Origin of the sequence: Neisseria musculi (assembly GCF_014297595.2) — a bacterium.
GTDB classification, from domain to species: Bacteria; Pseudomonadota; Gammaproteobacteria; order Burkholderiales; family Neisseriaceae; genus Neisseria; species Neisseria musculi.
Genome location: NZ_CP060414.2, coordinates 1,967,429 through 1,983,751 on the forward strand (window position 1 = coordinate 1,967,429; position 16,323 = coordinate 1,983,751).

Annotated in this window: 12 protein-coding genes and 3 pseudogenes; 12 read left to right on the forward strand and 3 right to left on the reverse strand. The window is 57.4% G+C overall.

The window, feature by feature from the left end; genetic code table 11:
- Positions 1-112 precede the first annotated feature (112 nt).
- The 9 genes and pseudogenes from dprA to H7A79_RS10355 all read left to right on the forward strand — a co-directional run.
- A pseudogene (gene dprA / locus H7A79_RS10320) lies at positions 113-1,004 on the forward strand (DNA-processing protein DprA); the annotation flags it as partial.
- A 98-nt stretch (positions 1,005-1,102) separates the two neighbouring features.
- A pseudogene (locus tag H7A79_RS15310) lies at positions 1,103-1,258 on the forward strand (DprA-like winged helix domain-containing protein); the annotation flags it as partial.
- A 19-nt stretch (positions 1,259-1,277) separates the two neighbouring features.
- Entirely contained in the window at positions 1,278-1,733 is a 456-nt protein-coding gene (locus tag H7A79_RS10325) for a Smg family protein (RefSeq protein WP_187000183.1), read from the forward strand.
- 142 nt (positions 1,734-1,875) lie between these two features.
- On the forward strand, positions 1,876-2,190 hold the full coding sequence (locus H7A79_RS10330) for a hypothetical protein (RefSeq protein ID WP_187000184.1): 315 nt from the start codon (positions 1,876-1,878) through the stop codon (positions 2,188-2,190).
- 19 nt (positions 2,191-2,209) lie between these two features.
- Positions 2,210-2,482, forward strand: a complete 273-nt coding sequence (locus H7A79_RS10335; RefSeq protein WP_187000185.1) for a hypothetical protein — start codon at positions 2,210-2,212, stop codon at positions 2,480-2,482.
- Between the two features lie 177 nt (positions 2,483-2,659).
- Positions 2,660-4,969 (forward strand): type I DNA topoisomerase, encoded by a 2,310-nt coding sequence (gene topA, locus H7A79_RS10340; protein ID WP_187000186.1) that lies wholly within the window; start codon positions 2,660-2,662, stop codon positions 4,967-4,969.
- Positions 4,970-5,153: 184 nt separating this feature from the next.
- The gene (gene rsmD / locus H7A79_RS10345) at positions 5,154-5,723 is read left to right on the forward strand and encodes a 16S rRNA (guanine(966)-N(2))-methyltransferase RsmD (RefSeq protein WP_377057689.1); all 570 of its coding nucleotides are present in this window, start codon (positions 5,154-5,156) and stop codon (positions 5,721-5,723) included.
- A 361-nt stretch (positions 5,724-6,084) separates the two neighbouring features.
- Positions 6,085-7,353, forward strand: a complete 1,269-nt coding sequence (locus tag H7A79_RS10350) for an HAAAP family serine/threonine permease (protein ID WP_187000187.1) — start codon at positions 6,085-6,087, stop codon at positions 7,351-7,353.
- Between the two features lie 39 nt (positions 7,354-7,392).
- A complete protein-coding gene (locus H7A79_RS10355; protein WP_187000188.1) occupies positions 7,393-8,757 on the forward strand; it encodes an L-serine ammonia-lyase in 1,365 nt (454 codons plus the stop codon).
- Between the two features lie 59 nt (positions 8,758-8,816).
- Here the strand turns inward: H7A79_RS10355 and recQ are convergent.
- A pseudogene (gene recQ / locus H7A79_RS10360) lies at positions 8,817-10,628 on the reverse strand (DNA helicase RecQ); the annotation flags it as partial.
- Positions 10,629-10,968: 340 nt separating this feature from the next.
- On the opposite strand from recQ, the gene H7A79_RS10365 reads away from it, so the two are divergent.
- From H7A79_RS10365 to H7A79_RS10375, 3 genes are all read left to right on the forward strand, one after another.
- Complete coding sequence (locus H7A79_RS10365; protein ID WP_187000189.1) at positions 10,969-11,403, forward strand: surface-adhesin E family protein; 435 nt, start codon at positions 10,969-10,971, stop codon at positions 11,401-11,403.
- A 469-nt stretch (positions 11,404-11,872) separates the two neighbouring features.
- The gene (locus H7A79_RS10370) at positions 11,873-12,058 is read left to right on the forward strand and encodes a hypothetical protein (RefSeq protein ID WP_187000190.1); all 186 of its coding nucleotides are present in this window, start codon (positions 11,873-11,875) and stop codon (positions 12,056-12,058) included.
- Positions 12,055-13,479 (forward strand): cryptochrome/photolyase family protein, encoded by a 1,425-nt coding sequence (locus tag H7A79_RS10375; protein WP_187000191.1) that lies wholly within the window; start codon positions 12,055-12,057, stop codon positions 13,477-13,479. The genes H7A79_RS10370 and H7A79_RS10375 overlap by 4 nt, the downstream gene beginning before the upstream one ends.
- Before the next feature lie 648 nt (positions 13,480-14,127).
- Here the strand turns inward: H7A79_RS10375 and H7A79_RS10380 are convergent.
- A complete protein-coding gene (locus tag H7A79_RS10380) occupies positions 14,128-14,457 on the reverse strand; it encodes a hypothetical protein (RefSeq protein ID WP_135034584.1) in 330 nt (109 codons plus the stop codon).
- Between the two features lie 407 nt (positions 14,458-14,864).
- Positions 14,865-16,181 carry a M16 family metallopeptidase gene (locus H7A79_RS10385; RefSeq protein ID WP_187000192.1) on the reverse strand — a complete coding sequence of 439 codons (1,317 nt, stop codon included), beginning with the start codon at positions 16,179-16,181 and terminating at the stop codon, positions 14,865-14,867.
- Positions 16,182-16,323 lie beyond the last annotated feature (142 nt).

Here is a 16,323-nt window from a genome sequence, read left to right on the forward strand (position 1 = left end):
AAATAAAACTTCAAAATGATTAACAAACCATTACAAAAAAGATAAAATCCTAAAAATAAAAAATATCACGGGCGTTATTAAATGCCCATGCAGACACAACGGGGTTTAAGCCATGAATGATTCAGAACGGCTCGCCTGGATACAGCTTGCCCTCACTCCTTATGTAGGCGCAGAAAGCTTTTTGGCATTGATCCGGCATTACGGCTCGGCCCGTGCCGCCTTAGCGGCACCGGCCGAATCCGTTCAGAAACTGGTTCGCCACAAACAGGCAGTTGCAGCATGGGACGGGGATAACGCACCAGCAACCGCCGCCGCAGAAGCCGCACTGGCATGGGAAACACAGGAACATTGCCGGCTGATGCTGCTGGGCGACAGCGACTTTCCCATGATGCTCACGGAAGGCATGACTCCACCGCCGCTGCTATTTTTACGCGGTCGCACCGAATTGCTGCACCGCCCCACTGTTGCCGTTGTCGGCAGCCGCCATGCCACACCGCAGGCAGCAAGGGTTGCCCGCGATTTCAGCCATGCACTGAGCGAAAAAGGAGTAACCGTCATTTCGGGGATGGCTTGCGGTATCGACACCGCAGCGCACCAAGGCGCATTGCAGGCCAGAGGCGGCACCATTGCCGTTTGGGGAACGGGAATAGACCGCATTTATCCGCAAACGAATAAAGCACTGGCCTACCAGATTGCCGAGCAAGGTTTGGTAATCAGCGAGTTTCCGTTGGGAACCCGCCCTCTGGCCGGCAACTTTCCGCGCCGCAACCGCCTGATTGCCGCTTTGGCACAAGCCGTTTTGGTGGTAGAGGCCGCCACCGAATCCGGGTCGCTGATTACCGCCAAACTGGCCGCAGAAATGGGGCGCGAAGTGATGGCTGTACCGGGCTCCATCGACAACCCGCACAGCAAAGGCTGCCACAAACTGATAAAAGAAGGTGCCAAACTGGTGGAATGCCTGAACGATATCATGCAGGAATGCCCGCAGTTATTGCAGCACACCCCGCCCGAACACCCTGCCCCGCAGGCGGTTCGAAACACCGCGCAACACGAGGAAAACGCCGTAGCGGCCGCACCTGCCGAACAGCCCGCCGAGCATCCGCTCCTAACGGCTTTAGGCTACAGCCCGGCACACCCCGACAGCCTGGCGCAGGCTTTAAACCTGCCCACCGCCGAAATCTACGCACAATTGCTTGAGCTCGAGCTGGAAAACCGGGTTGCCGCCTTGCCAGGCGGCCGCTACCAGCGGGTTAAATAACAAAAAACAAGGAACCACCATGGCTGATGTTATCGCCTTTTTAATCAAACACTTTTACGACTTAGACGCCTGCCCTGCCCCATCGGATCTGGAGCAGATTCTGGAAGACATCGGTTTCAGCGATTTGGAAATCAACCAAGCCCTGATGCTGCTCGAAGTGCTGGCCAACAGCCCCGAAGTTGCCGAAACCCGCTACCGCAGCGGTGCCATGCGCGTTTACCACCACGAAGAAACAGCAGCCCTGCCGCATGATGTGGTCAACCTGCTCTATTTCTTAGACCGCGCCGAAGCCATCAACGGCGAACAACGCGAATTTGTGGTGCACGCCTTGGCGCACCTGCCCGCCGAAGACATTACCGTTGATATGGCCAAAGTGCTCACTCTGCTGGTTTTGTGGGCGCATAAATCAGAGCTGCCCGCATTAATCGGCGCAGAGCTGATGATGGCACTGCGCGGCAAAGCCGTGATGCACTGAAACATGCAAAATATCGACAGCCGCGCTGTCGGTTTTTTGCGCAGGCAGCCGGACAACACGGCAATCCGCCCGCCTTGCCGCGCGCATTGCCGCAGCCGGACACGTTAAAGCAAAACCAAAAAAACCCGTGCGGCAACGCCCTTTGCCTCACGGCAATGAAAGAAGCAAACAGAAAGGCCGTCTGAAACCCGAAGTTATTCAGACGGCCTTCGGGCACCTGCCGCACCATAAAAATACCATAACCATAATTCAAACACTCATTATCGGTAACAGACACCGCCTGTACCACACGGAAAACCCAATCTCACTGCCGGCACCCGCCGTTGCCGCCAGCGTAAGCAGCCCGCCTGCGCGCAAGCACGCCCGAAACCGCCGCAGCACCGGTACCCGTTTCGTGCGCCGCGCCTGCCGCACGGTTTGCAGCCGGCTCCCTGCTTACATGTTTTGCAACACTTGATTAATACAAAACAGAGATTATGTTACGCATTCCGTTTATTTATTTACTTTATGCCTCCATATTTTCCATCGTACTGACCTCGGTGGTGATGAGCACGCAAGCCGGTGCCTGCATAGCCCGTATCACGCTGTTTTTGCTGCCCGGCCATCAAAGGCTGCTGCACTTGGGCATTTATCATTTCCACACCGTTTTACCGGTATTGTACGTCCACTTTTTGTGGGGGCTGGCAGCAGTTTATCTCTACTGCAAACAAACCAAGCCGGGCAAAAGGCCGTCTGAAACCGAAAAATAGTTTTGACAAGCCGCAAAGCCGCATCATATAAATAATAATAGACACAGGCGGCGCACCATTCAAACCGCCGCGCCGCACAACCCTAAAATATTTTTTCAGACGGCCTGCCGGAAACACGGCAGGCCGTCTGAAAACCCAAACCACTTTGCTTGTTTGACAACATTCAGGAAACCGACCATGGCAAAAAATCTTTTGATTGTGGAGTCGCCCTCCAAAGCCAAAACACTGAAAAAATATCTCGGCAGCGAGTTTGAAATTCTTGCTTCCTACGGCCATGTGCGCGATTTGGTGCCGAAAAACGGCGCGGTGGATCCCGACAACCACTTTGCCATGAAATACGAGCTGGTTGCCCGCAATGCCAAGCATGTCGATGCCATCGTAACCGCTGCCAAAAAAGCCGACAATCTCTATCTGGCCACCGACCCCGACAGGGAAGGCGAAGCCATTTCATGGCATTTGCAGGAAATCCTCAAAAGCAAACGCGGCCTGGGCAACATTCGACCGCAGCGCGTGGTGTTTCACGAAATTACCAAAAATGCCGTGCTCGAAGCCATCGCCCGCCCGCGCGGTATCGAAACCAACCTGGTCGATGCCCAGCAGGCGCGCCGTGCGCTCGATTATCTGGTCGGCTTCAACCTCTCGCCGCTGTTGTGGAAAAAAATCCGCCGCGGCCTGAGCGCCGGCCGTGTGCAAAGCCCCGCCCTGCGCCTGATTTGCGAACGCGAAAACGAAATCCGCGCCTTTGAAGCGCAGGAATACTGGACGCTCCATCTCGACAGCCACAAAGGCCGCAGCAGATTTACCGCCAAATTGGTGCAATATAAAGGCGAAAAGCTCGAGCAGTTCTCGCTGCCGTCTGAAACCTCGCAAGCCGAAGTGTTGGCCGCCCTGCAGGGCAAAAGCGCGCAAGTTGCCGCCATCGAAAAGAAAAAGCGCAGCCGCAACCCCGCCGCACCGTTCACCACCTCCACCATGCAGCAGGATGCCGTGCGCAAACTGGGCATGACCACCGACCGCACCATGCGCACCGCCCAACAGCTCTACGAAGGCATCGATGTCGGCCAGGGCGCCACCGGCCTGATAACCTATATGCGCACCGACAGCGTTACCCTGTCGCAAGAAGCCCTCACCGAAATCCGACACTACATCGAAAACAAAATCGGCAAAGACTATCTGCCTGCTGCGGCCAAACAATACAAAACCAAATCCAAAAACGCCCAAGAAGCGCACGAAGCCGTGCGCCCCACCTCGGTGTACCGCACACCCGAGAGCGTGAAGCCGTTTTTAACCGCCGACCAGTTCAAACTCTACCAAATGATTTGGCAGCGCACCGTTGCCTGCCAGATGGCACCCGCCAGATTCGACCAAACCACCGTGGATATCGCCGTGGGCGAAGGCATCTTCCGCGTAACCGGCCAAGTGCAGACCTTCGCCGGCTTCTTGAGCGTGTATGAAGAAAGCACCGATGAAGAAAACGAGGGCGGAGAAAACAAAAAACTGCCCGAAATGGCCGAAGGCGAAACCCTGCCTGTTGATAAGCTCTACGGCGAACAACACTTCACCACCCCGCCGCCGCGCTTCAACGAAGCCACGCTGGTGAAAGCACTCGAAGAATACGGCATCGGCCGCCCTTCCACCTACGCCAGCATTATTTCTACACTCAAAGACCGCGAATACGTTACCCTGGAGCAAAAACGCTTCGCCCCCACCGACACCGGCGACATCGTCAACAAATTCCTCACCGAACACTTCGCCCAATACGTTGATTACCACTTCACCGCCAAACTCGAAGACCAACTGGACGAAATCGCCGGCGGCAAACGCGAGTGGATACCGGTGATGGACAAATTCTGGAAAGGCTTTCACAAACAGGTTGAAGAAAAAGAAGGCATCGAGCGCGCCAAATTCACCACCGAAGAGCTCGATGAAACCTGCCCCCGGTGCGGCAACCACCAACTGCAAATCAAGTTCGGCCGCAACGGCCGCTTCGTTGCCTGCGCCGGCTACCCCGAATGCGGCTACACCCGAAACGTTGGCGAAACCGCCCAGCAGGCCGCCGAGCGCGCCGCGCAGGAAGCCGCCGAGCAGGCCGAGCTCGAAGGCCGCCAATGCCCCAAATGCGGCGGGCAGCTGGTTTACAAATACAGCCGCACCGGCAGCAAATTCATCGGCTGCGCCAACTACCCCAAATGCAAACACATCGAACCGCTGGAAAAACCCAAAGACACCGGCGTTGAATGCCCGCAGTGCAAAAAAGGGCATCTGGTAGAGCGCAAATCGCGCTACGGCAAGCTGTTTTACAGCTGCAGCACCTACCCCGACTGCAACTACGCCGTCTGGAACCCGCCCCTGTCAGAAACCTGCCCCCAATGCCGATGGCCGGTGTTAACCGTCAAAACCACCAAACGCTGGGGCGTGGAAAAAGTCTGCCCGCAGAAAGAATGCGGCTGGAAAGAGCAAATCGAGCCGCCCGCGCCGAAGGCGTGATGATTGGCTGCAATTGAACTAACAGAGGCCGTCTGAAAACTTTCAGACGGCCTGGCAGCAGAGCAACGACAAGCAAAACAAAGCGGCCAAACCGTCTGAAAACAAATGCTGCGCCGTGCTTGCGCCGCCAAACCTTTTCAGACGGCCTCTGCTTGATAACCCCCTTTCCCCCCACCTGAACACTATGAAACACGCCAAACACCAAAACCAGATCCGCATCATCGGCGGCAGCTGCCGGGGCAGGAAGCTGCATTTCAACGGTGCCGCCGGCCTGCGCCCCACGCCCGACAGCGTGCGCGAGCGTTTGTTTAACTGGCTGGGGCAGGATTTGGCCGGAAAGAGGGTATTGGATTTGTTTGCCGGCAGCGGGGCGCTGGGGCTGGAAGCGGCTTCGCGCCATGCGGCTTCGGTGGTGCTGGTGGAAAACAACCGCCGCACGCTGCAAACCCTTGCGGGCAATATCTGCGCGTTGGGTTTGAAACAGGTGCAAACCGTGTATTCAGACGGCCTGCTTTATCTGAAACACAGCCGTGAAATGTTTGACACGGTGTTGCTGGATCCGCCTTTCAACTGGCAGCAATGGCCGGATGTGTTTGCGCTGCTGCAAGGCCGTCTGAACACCGGAGCGATGGTTTATATTGAAGCGGGCAGGCTGCCGCCGTTTCCCGAGTGGCTCGCGCCGTATCGCGAAGGCAAAGCGGGAATGAGCAGGTTTGCGCTGGGGGTGTATGACGGCGGCGGCATTGCAGCTTGAGAAGCGTGAATCTGCCGGCCGCTGCGGCTTTTCGATAGGCTGCGAAGATTTGCCGATAGGTGTGTTTTCCCATTTCAGGCACAGCCGTTCCCGGAGAAAGCGGTGCCGGCACTCCCCTGCGGCTGTATGCCGGAAAACCGAGTATTTTAATCCTAATGACTGACAAAGTCAGCATTTGCAGCCAAGGGCTTTTTCTGCATCAAATAAATCACAGATTCCCGATTGGCCGTGTAAATAAATTTTATAATGCCGTCTGAAAAACCCAACCGGCATTACAAAGCTGCCGCTGCCGGGTTAAAAATCCGCCCCGGCCGCCGTGTTTTCCAACCTTTCTTTCAGCCTGCCCCAGGAGTGCCTTTTCATGAGCCCCCAACCCTCAAGCCTGCAACACACCCGCAAATGGAACAAATTCGACCTGCTTTGGATTCTCAACCTGTTTGGCACCGCCGTTGGCGCAGGAGTTCTGTTTCTGCCCATCAATGCCGGTATGGGCGGCTTCTGGCCGCTGGTGCTGATGGCTGCCATTGTCGGGCCGATGACGTATTTCTCCCACAGGGGGCTGGCGCGTTTTGTGGCCTCTTCCGCCAAGCCCGGCAGCGACATCACCGAAGTGGTTGAAGAGCATTTCGGCTCCGCCGCCGGAAAGCTGATTACCCTGCTCTATTTCTTTGCGATTTTCCCCATTCTGCTGATTTACGGCAACAGCGTTACCAACACGGTGGATTCCTTTATCGTCAATCAGATGGGCATGGCTTCTCCGCCGCGCGCGCTGCTCTCGCTGGTTTTGATTGCATCACTTATCGGCATTTTGCTGCTGGGCGAGCGCATTGTGTTGAAAGTAACCGAATGGCTGGTTTACCCGCTGGTGCTGATTCTGTTTTTTCTGTCGGTGTATCTGATTCCGCACTGGAACGCCGCCTCGCTTTCGGTAATGCCCGATGCCGGCATTTTTATCTCTACTTTGTGGATTACCATTCCGGTATTGGTGTTTTCGTTTAACCATTCTCCGGCCATTTCTTCTTTTGTGCTCTCGCAGCAGCGCGAATATCAAAACCCTGAAACAACCGACTATCATGCCTGCCGCACGCTGAAGGGCACTTCGACCGTGCTGCTGGTGTTTGTGATGTTTTTCGTGTTCAGCTGCGTGCTGACTTTAACCCCCTCCGAACTGGCGGCGGCAAAAGAGCAGAACATTTCGGTGTTGTCGTTTCTCGCCAACAAATTTGAAAACCCCTATATTTCGTATCTCAGCCCCCTGATTGCATTTTTAGCCATCACCAGCTCGTTTTTCGGGCACTACATGGGTGCAAAAGAAGGCTTGGAAGGGCTGTATATCAAAATGAAGCAAGGCTCGGGCTCTGATGCCGTCAACCGCAAAAAGCTGAATCTGGTTTCCGCCGTGTTTTTCCTGCTGACCCTGTGGGCGGTGGCCATTATCAACCCGAGCATTTTGGGCTTGATTGAATCGCTGGGCGGCCCCATCATTGCCATGATTCTCTTCATCATGCCCATGTATGCCGTGCGCAAAGTACCCGCCATGCGCCGCTTTCAAGGCAAAGCCAGCAATGTGTTTGTGGTGGTGATGGGCATCATGGCCATTTCCAATATTGTTTACAGCCTGATTTTTTAATACACCGCCAATATTTTGCACCCACACACAGGTAACACCATGATCAGCATATTCGATATGTTTAAAGTCGGCATCGGCCCCTCCAGCTCGCACACCGTAGGCCCGATGAAAGCCGGAAAGCAGTTTGTCGATGACTTGGCCGCCCGCAATCTGTTGCAGCAAACCGACCATATCCGCGCCGATGTTTACGGCTCACTCTCGCTCACCGGCGTGGGGCACGGCACCGACACCGCCATCATCATGGGGCTGGCCGGCTATCTGCCCGACACCGTAGATATCGATCTGATTGCCGGCTTTATCGCCGAAGTGAAGGCAGGCGGCCGTCTGAATATTGCACTGGGCACGCGAAACGTGCGCTTCGAATACCTGAAAGATATGGTGTTCCACAGCAGCTTTCTGCCGCTGCACGAAAACGGTATGACCCTCACCGCCTTTTCAGACGGCCTCGAAATCTACCGCCAAACCTATTATTCCATCGGCGGCGGCTTTATTGTCGATGAAGCGGGCTTCGGCGCGGCAAAAGAAACGCCCCCTGCCGTTCCCCACCCCTACCGCAACGCCGCCGACATCGTCCGCCACTGCAACAGCAACGGCATTTCGATTTCTTCGATGACCCTGCGCAACGAAGCCGCCCTGCGCAGCCGCGAAGAAGTCGAGCAGTATCTGCAATATATCTGGCAAACCATGACCGCCTGCATCGAGCGCGGCCTCGCCACCGAAGGCATCCTCCCCGGCCCGTTGAAACTGGCGCGCCGCGCCAACGGCCTTTACCGCTGGCTTTCGGCCAACCAAACCCTGCAAAACGACCCGATGCAGATTATCGACTGGGTGAATATGTATGCGCTGGCGGTAAACGAAGAAAACGCCGCCGGCGGGCGGGTGGTTACCGCCCCCACCAACGGCGCCTGCGGCATCGTGCCTGCCGTGTTGATGTATTACCACAAATTCGTTTCCCCGCTCACGCCCGACACCATCGGCCGCTATCTGCTCAGCGCAGGCGTTATCGGCTCGCTCTATAAAATGAACGCTTCCATCTCGGGTGCCGAAGTCGGCTGCCAGGGCGAAGTGGGCGTTGCCTGCTCGATGGCGGCGGCCGGGCTGGCCGAAATTTTCGGCGGCACGCCCGAGCGGGTCTGCTCCGCCGCAGAAATCGCCATGGAACACAACCTCGGCCTCACCTGCGACCCCGTGGGCGGCCAAGTGCAGGTACCCTGCATCGAGCGCAACGCCATCGGCGCGGTGAAAGCCATCAACGCCGCCAGAATGGCTCTGCGCCGCACCAGCGCACCGCAGGTGGATTTAGACAAAGTGATTGAAACCATGTATGAAACCGGCAAAGATATGAACGCCAAATACCGCGAAACCTCCAAAGGCGGGCTGGCCATCAAAATCGTGTGCAATTGATGCTTTGAGTGCTGTTGAAAACGCTGCAGGCAATACGGGGCCGTCTGAAAATATATTCAGACGGCCTGATTATCGTTTTGGACAAACGTTTGGCAGATTTCGATGATGCCGCTGCCGAACTTATCGATTTTGGCTTCGCCCATGCCGTAGATGCCGTGCAGGTCGTTGAGCGTGGCGGGCAGTTTTTCAACGATGTCGCGCAGGGTTTTATCGCCGAACACCATATAGGCGGGCACTTCTTCGGCCCGCGCCCGCGCCAGCCGCCAACTTCGCAATGCCTGCCAGATGCGCTCTTCGCGCTCGGTGCGCAGCCAGGTTTCTTTGGGCTTTTGCAAGGCGGCTTTTTCGCGTTTGAGCGGGCGCAGCCACACTTCCTCGCTGCCTTTGAGCACGGCTTTGGCCGCTGCGGTGAGCACCAGCGCCTGATGGTGCAGCGGATTGACGGTGAGATAACCCAAGCCGATACACTGGCGGATGATGCCCCGCCATTCTTTTTCGCTGAAGTCGGCGCCGATGCCGAACGTGGATAATTCATGGTGGCGGTTGCCGGCAATCCAAGCATCGTTTTTGCCGCGCAACACGTTAATCACATAACCTGCGGCAAACTGCTGGCCGACACGGTACACGCAGCTTAAGAGTTTCTGCGCATGAACGGTGCCGTTAAAGCGCACGGGCGGGTGCAGGCAGTTGTCGCAATGGCCGCAGGGCCGGCCTGCTTCGCCGAAATGCTGCAACAGCAGCACGCGGCGGCAGGCGGCAGTTTCGCACACGGCCAGCATGGCATCGAGCTTTTGCAGCTCCACCTGCTTTTGCTCTTGGCTGCTTTCGCCGCTTTGGATACGCTCGCGCAAAACCACCCAGTCGTTGAGGCCGTAACACAGCCAGCTGACGGCAGGCAGGCCGTCGCGGCCGGCTCGGCCGGATTCCTGATAGAAATGTTCGATGCTCTGCGGCATATCGAGATGGGCAACAAAACGCACATCGGGCTTGTCGATGCCCATGCCGAAGGCCACCGTGGCCACCACGATGATATTGTCTTCGCGGGTGAAGCGCAGCCGGGCGGCTTCGCGCGCCTCCATGCTCAAACCCGCATGGTAAACAACGGCATCGTGGCCGTTTCCGCGCAGAAAAGCAGCCGTGTCTTCCACTTTTTTGCGGCTCAGGCAATAAACGATACCGCTCTGCCCCGCCATCTGCCTGGTAATAAAATCAAGCAGTTGTTTTTTGCCGTTGTTTTTTTCGATAACCTGGTAATAAATGTTGGAGCGGTCGAAACCGGCGATAAATTCGGGGGCATCGCCCAAATGCAGATAATGTTTGATGTCGGCGCGGGTGGCGGCATCAGCGGTGGCCGTAAGCGCGATGCGGGGAACATGGGGATAGCGTTCGGCCAGAATGCCCAGCCGGCGGTATTCGGGGCGGAAATCATGCCCCCACTGGCTCACGCAGTGGGCTTCATCAATGGCAAACAGGCTGACGGTGTGTTGGTCGAGAAAACGCAGAAAACGCTCAGTAACCAGCCGTTCGGGGGCAACATAGAGCAGTTTCAGACAGCCGGATTCGATATCTTCGGCAATGCGGCGCGCTTCGTCCGGCGAAGTGCCGCTGTGTATACCGGCGGCCGCCACGCCTGCGGTGTGCAGGTTGGCCACTTGGTCGTTCATCAGCGCAATCAGCGGCGACACCACCACCGCCACGCCTTCGCGCATCAGCGCAGGAATCTGGTAACACAGCGATTTGCCGCCGCCGGTGGGCATCAACACCAGCAGGCTGCCGCCCGCCGCCAGCCTGTCCACAATCTCGGCCTGGCTTCCGCGAAACTCGGGGTAGCCGAACACATCGTGCAGGATTCGGGCGGCGGTTTGGGGCATGGGCAGCTTTCGCAAAGGCTCTGTGGGAAAGTGCGTATTTTAGCGTTTTTCGCCGGCGGCCGTCTGAAAATCCCAACACGGGTTATATCGCGGATCCCCTGATTTTCGGCACAACGGGCAAACCGCAGATTGTGCAGAACATGCCGAAACGGTTCCGATGCCGCCCGGGCAGCCTGCCCAAACATTCTCTTTCGGCCACGGCGCGGTAACACCGTAACGGCAACCGGGCGTCCCCCCCATCACGGCCGGGTTGGGTTGATTTTTTTGCCGCTTTCCATAAAAAGGCTTACCATTATGCGGTTTTAACCGAGCGGCTGTTTCGGCCGTCTGAAAGGAATTTATGAACACTTTGCGCTTTTTCTCCGCCGCAGCGGCCGCCCTGCTGCTGGCTGCCTGTGCCGGCACGTCCGGCCCTTCAGTGAGCGGCAGTTGGGAAAAAATCGGCACCACCTCCAACGGCAACATCCGGGCTTATGTAGACAAATCCAGCATCCGCAAAAACGGCAGCCTGGTTACTTTCCGCGACCGCAAAGTGGTGCAGAAAACCGATGAAGAACGCTATGTGAACACGCCCGAATACAAAACCGCCGTGGGCACTTGGGAAATGCACTGCACCAACAAAACCTACCGCTTAACCGCCCTGCAGCTGCTAAACGAAAAAGGCACGGTGCTGCTGAACCAAACCTACACCGCCGCCGGCATCCGCCCCATGAGCATCATCAGCGGCTCGATAAACGAAAAACAGTTTGAAATGGTGTGCGGGCAAAACCCGTAAACCGATGCGTGAACGGCCGTCTGCACGCATTCAGACGGCCTAGACTTCTGCAAAACCATACCGCTGCTCCAACACAAGGCAGCAAACCGCATACCGCACCGATACTGCCAAGCCGATTCCGTTGCCGCCCGGGCGGCCGGCAAAACCATTCTCTTCGAGCCGGGGCACCGCAACACCGTAACGGAAAACGGAGCCGCCTTACCGCCAATCTGCCGAAACCGGCACCGGCAGCGAACTGCAGGCCATGCAGGCCGCAGGAAGCCGCACACAATATTTTCAGACGGCCCAAACAGGCCGTGCAAGCAGTGCGCAACCCATGCCGATGCCGCTTTTGCGGCCGGCATAGCCATGCTGTTTGAACCAAGGCCGGCCAACGCCGTGATGGTGTGAAAACCGCCGGCAACGCTGAAATACCAAACAGGGCAAAACGATAAAACCGAATACAGCAAGCAGTGCCGAACCGTTCTTGATGCAAGCGGGCAAAGCCGTGCCGGCCGGCATGCAATCCGCCATACCCCGAAAACACCGCAAAAGCCTGCCCCTTGCCGCCATTGACACCACACCAAACTGCGCGCCGCCCGAAACCGCCACCGATACCCGCCCCGTGAAAAACCATTACAATAACCACACTGCCAATTTTTCAGACGGCCTATGACTGCTCAACCGATAACGCTGGTGTGGTTCCGCCGCAATTTGCGCCTCTTCGACAACACCTCCCTGCAAACCGCCATACGCCGCGGCCTGCCCGTGGCGGGCGCGTTTGTGTTCGACCCTGCCGGCGAAACCGCCGCCGCGCGCAATGTGCGCCGTTCCGGTTTTATTTATCACAGCGTGGCAGCCTTTCAAACGGCCTTATCGGCTCAAAACATGCCGCTTTATGTTTTGCACGGGCGTGCCGAACACGAAATCCCGCAACTGGCCGCCGCGCTGGCCGCCGACACCGTGGTGTGCGCCGAAAGCTACGAACCGCAAGGCAGGGAAGAAACCAATGCTGTCGGCCGCGCACTCGGCCGGCTGGGCTGTGAGCTTGTGCAGACCGATGATTTTGCCGTATTGCCCAAAGCCGCCGTGATGGCGCACACCGGCCGCCCCCACCCCGCTTTCCCACCCTATCAAACCGCCTGGCTGCAAACCTATGCCCAACGTTTCGGCACATGGAAACCGGCCGACAACCGTCTCGAACTTGCCGCACTGCAAACACGCCTGCCCGAACACATCCGCCGCGCCCCGCCGCTGCCCGAGCCCGCCGCCCTCGGCATGGCCGCCGGCTCCCCCCCCCTGTTTGCCGGTGGCGAAGCAGCCGCACAGGCGCAGTTAAACCGCTTTCTCGAGCGCATCGGCCACCACCGCCTCGAGCGCGATTTTCCCGCCAAAAACGGCACTTCCCGCCTTTCGCCCTATATCGCCCACGGCATGCTCTCGCCCCGCCATTTGGTCTATCTGGCGCGGCAGCACGGCAGCGAAGGCGCATCGACGTGGCTCAATAATCTGATTTTACGAGATTTTTTTCAGCAGACACTCTACCACCACCCCAACGCGGCGCAAGAAAGTTTCCGCCCCGAATACCGCAACCTGGCCTGGCCGGGCACAGCCGAATGGTTTGAACGCTGGAAAGCCGGTCAAACCGGCTATCCGATTATCGATGCCGCCATGCGCTGCCTGGCCGGCAGCGGCTGGCTGCACAACCGTTTGCGTGCGCTGGCGGCGGACTTTTTGGTGAAACACCTGCTCATCGACCCGCGCCTGGGCGAGGCATGGTTTGCCGAGCAGCTGACCGATTACGACTTGGCCGCCAACAACGGCGGCTGGCAGTGGGCGGCCGGCACAAGCGGCGGTGCGCCGCCCCATACCCACATTGCCAACCCCGTTTTGCAGTCGCAGAAATTCGACCCCGACGGCCGCTTTATCCGCCGCCACGTGCCCGAGCTGGCACACTTGGGCAAAGACCTGATCCACGCCCCGTGGTTGGCAAAAGAAAGCATACGCACCCACGGCTACCCTTCTCCCATCGTGAACCACAGCCAACAGCGTTTGCGGGCAGCGGCGTTTTTCAAGCAGCACGAACAAGCCGTCTGAAACCGCCCCAAACTTTTCAGACGGCCGCCTGCCCGATTTAACAGCCGCGTCCGCACCGCTTACAATTCCATATTTGCCCGCCGCTGCGCCGTTCCCCCATAATGAATCCGCTTGATTTCCGGCACAAAGCAGGCTGCCGCCCATCCCAAGGCTAATCAGTGTTGCCCGCCGCCCTACCGCCCGGTTTGCGGCAGCCAAGCAAAAAGAGAGGCAGGCATCTAACCGATCAGGCGCACGGCAAACCCGCTGATTCGGCGCAAGACAGCAAGCCGCAGACCATGCAGACACTACATAACCGGTTCGATACCGCTTTAGCCCCCACCCAACCACCCTCTTTGAGCCGAGGCACGACAGAGCCTTAACGGAAATACAGCAGATTCACGCTACAGACAAAAGTGTTTTCAGACGGCCTGAAAGCTTTGCAAAATTCATTTAGGCCGTCTGAAAATGCTTCAATGCCATCATTCCCGCACAGCAAAAACCCAGCCTGAAAACCATCAAGTATTTTTATTTCAATAACTTACAAAATCCGACTGGGTTGCTGCCTGCGCGGGAGAGCCGGCAGGCTTGCAAAGCTGATAAAGATGGTTGAATATTTCAGACGGCCTAAATGAATTTTGCAAAGCCCTCCGGCCTTGAAAACCGCCCCTAACCGCTGCGCCGCTTCAAAGCCGCCACCACCACTTCGCTCCGCAACGCTTGGCGGAACATCGTGCCAAACGGCATCACATCTTTATTCGCCACCACAATCACACATTTGCGGCTTTCAGGATTTTGCCAAATATCGAACCACAAACCGCAGGCATGGGCGGCCATACGCACCGCCTGCCTGGTTCTCTCGGGCTGCAAAGCCAGCCTGAATAGCGCGGGATTGCGGATAAAATAATCACCAAGCCGGTTTTTCGACACCGCATAATCGGCCCTGTCGCGGTCGATGGGCAGTACAGGCACAGGCAATTGATTGACAATGTTCATCATGGCATATTTTTCCTATTACGGCGACAGCCGGCCCGTGGTGAGTCTATGGTATTTTACAATCACCATAGCGCCGCTCCGCATGATACGGCTTATACTGCCCGCTTCCCGCCACCCTGCACGCATTTGAACGGTTTGGCCGCCACAGCCGGCAAAGGTTGCCTTTGTGGCACAAATCAAGCCGCCGCAAGACGTGTTGAATCAAAAACAGATACAAAAATGCCTACCGCCCACGGCCAAGCCAAAACCACTACCCAACCACCTGTTCATCGAAGAGGTTCAGGCAACAGGACTCAGGGATGCTTATATCAATAGCATTACAAAAAGCTGTCTGAATATTTCAGACGGCTTTTCCAATTCTTTCGTTGTTTCGAAGCAAAATCTTGTGCGGCAGGCTCAGGCTTTTTTACCTATTCCGGCTGTGTCTGCGCGGGCTGCACCGCCACTACGCTGGAGCGTTCGGGGGTGAGCAGGCGGGCGGCGGACTGCACATCGGCGGCGGTTACGTTTTGCAGACGGCGGCGGATTTCGGCTTCATCTCCGTGGCGGAAACCTCGGGTTTCGAGTCTGCCCATCAGCGAGGCTTGGGCACTCATCGAATCTTTGGCGTAGATTTCGGAGGCAGCCGCCTGCGCTCGCACCCGCTCCAGCTCGGTGCGGCTGATGCCGTTGCGGGCGATGTCGGCAATTTCACTGCGTATCATCTCGAGCAGCTCTTGTTCGCCCGTGCCGCCGGCGGGCATGGCGATAATGCTGAACAGCGGCATTTCGCGGCTGAACATATCGTAGTTCACGCCGATATCGAGTGCGGCCTGCCTGCCGCGCACCAGTTTTTTATCGAAGCGGCTGGAGGCGTTGCCGCCGAGCACATCGGAAAGCACATCAAGCGCGTAAGGCGTTTTATCATCGATGCGGTCGAGTTTGGGCACACGGTAGGAAAGGGCGAGCACGGGCTGGCGGGTAACGGCCGATTCGGTTTGCGCGCTCGCGGGGCGGGTTTCGGCGGCCTCGTTCACAATGTTGCGCGGCGGCAGGGGCTTGGCGGGAACCGCGCCGAACAGCCGGCCGGCGGTTTTGAGGGTTTGTTTTGCGTCCACATCGCCCACCACCACCAGCACGGCATTATTGGGGGCATACCATCGGCGGTACCACTGGCGCAAATCTTCGGCTTTGAGCGCGTGCAAATCGCCCATATAGCCGATAACGGGCGCGCGCAGGGCGGGGGTTTGGTAGCTGTTGAGATACACATGCTCCCACAGCTTGCCGAAGGGGTTGTCTTCGGTGCGCTGGCGGCGTTCTTCGCGTATCACGCTCATTTCGTTGGCGAACTCTTTGTCGCTGAAATTGAGGTTGGCCATGCGGTCGGCTTCCATTTTCAGCACTTCGGGCAGGTTTTGGGCGGCCACGTTTTCGTAATACACGGTTTCGCTGCGGTTGGTGTAGGCGTTATTCTGGCCGCCCAATGCCGACACGCGGCGGCTGAATTCGCCCGAAGGCACGGCAGGCGTGCCTTTAAACATCATATGCTCGAGCGCGTGGCTCAGGCCGGTTTTGCCTTCCTGCTCATCGATGCTGCCCACTTTATACCAAAGCTGCGACACAGCCACCGGTGCGCGGCGGTCTTCTTTCACAATCACTTTCATGCCGTTGGGCAGCGTTTGCGAAAGCGTTTGCGCCCATGCGGGGGCGGCGGCGAGCAGCATCAGGAAAACAGTTGGGCGCAGCATGGTTTCTCCTTCAAAACAGATTGCGGCAGATGATAACTTCCGCCCGCCGATTAAACAAGGTTTGAGGCCGTCTGAACGCGCTTTTCAGACGGCCTGCAAATGATGTCGGCTTCACCGTGCCTTGTGCTTTCGAAGCATAGCC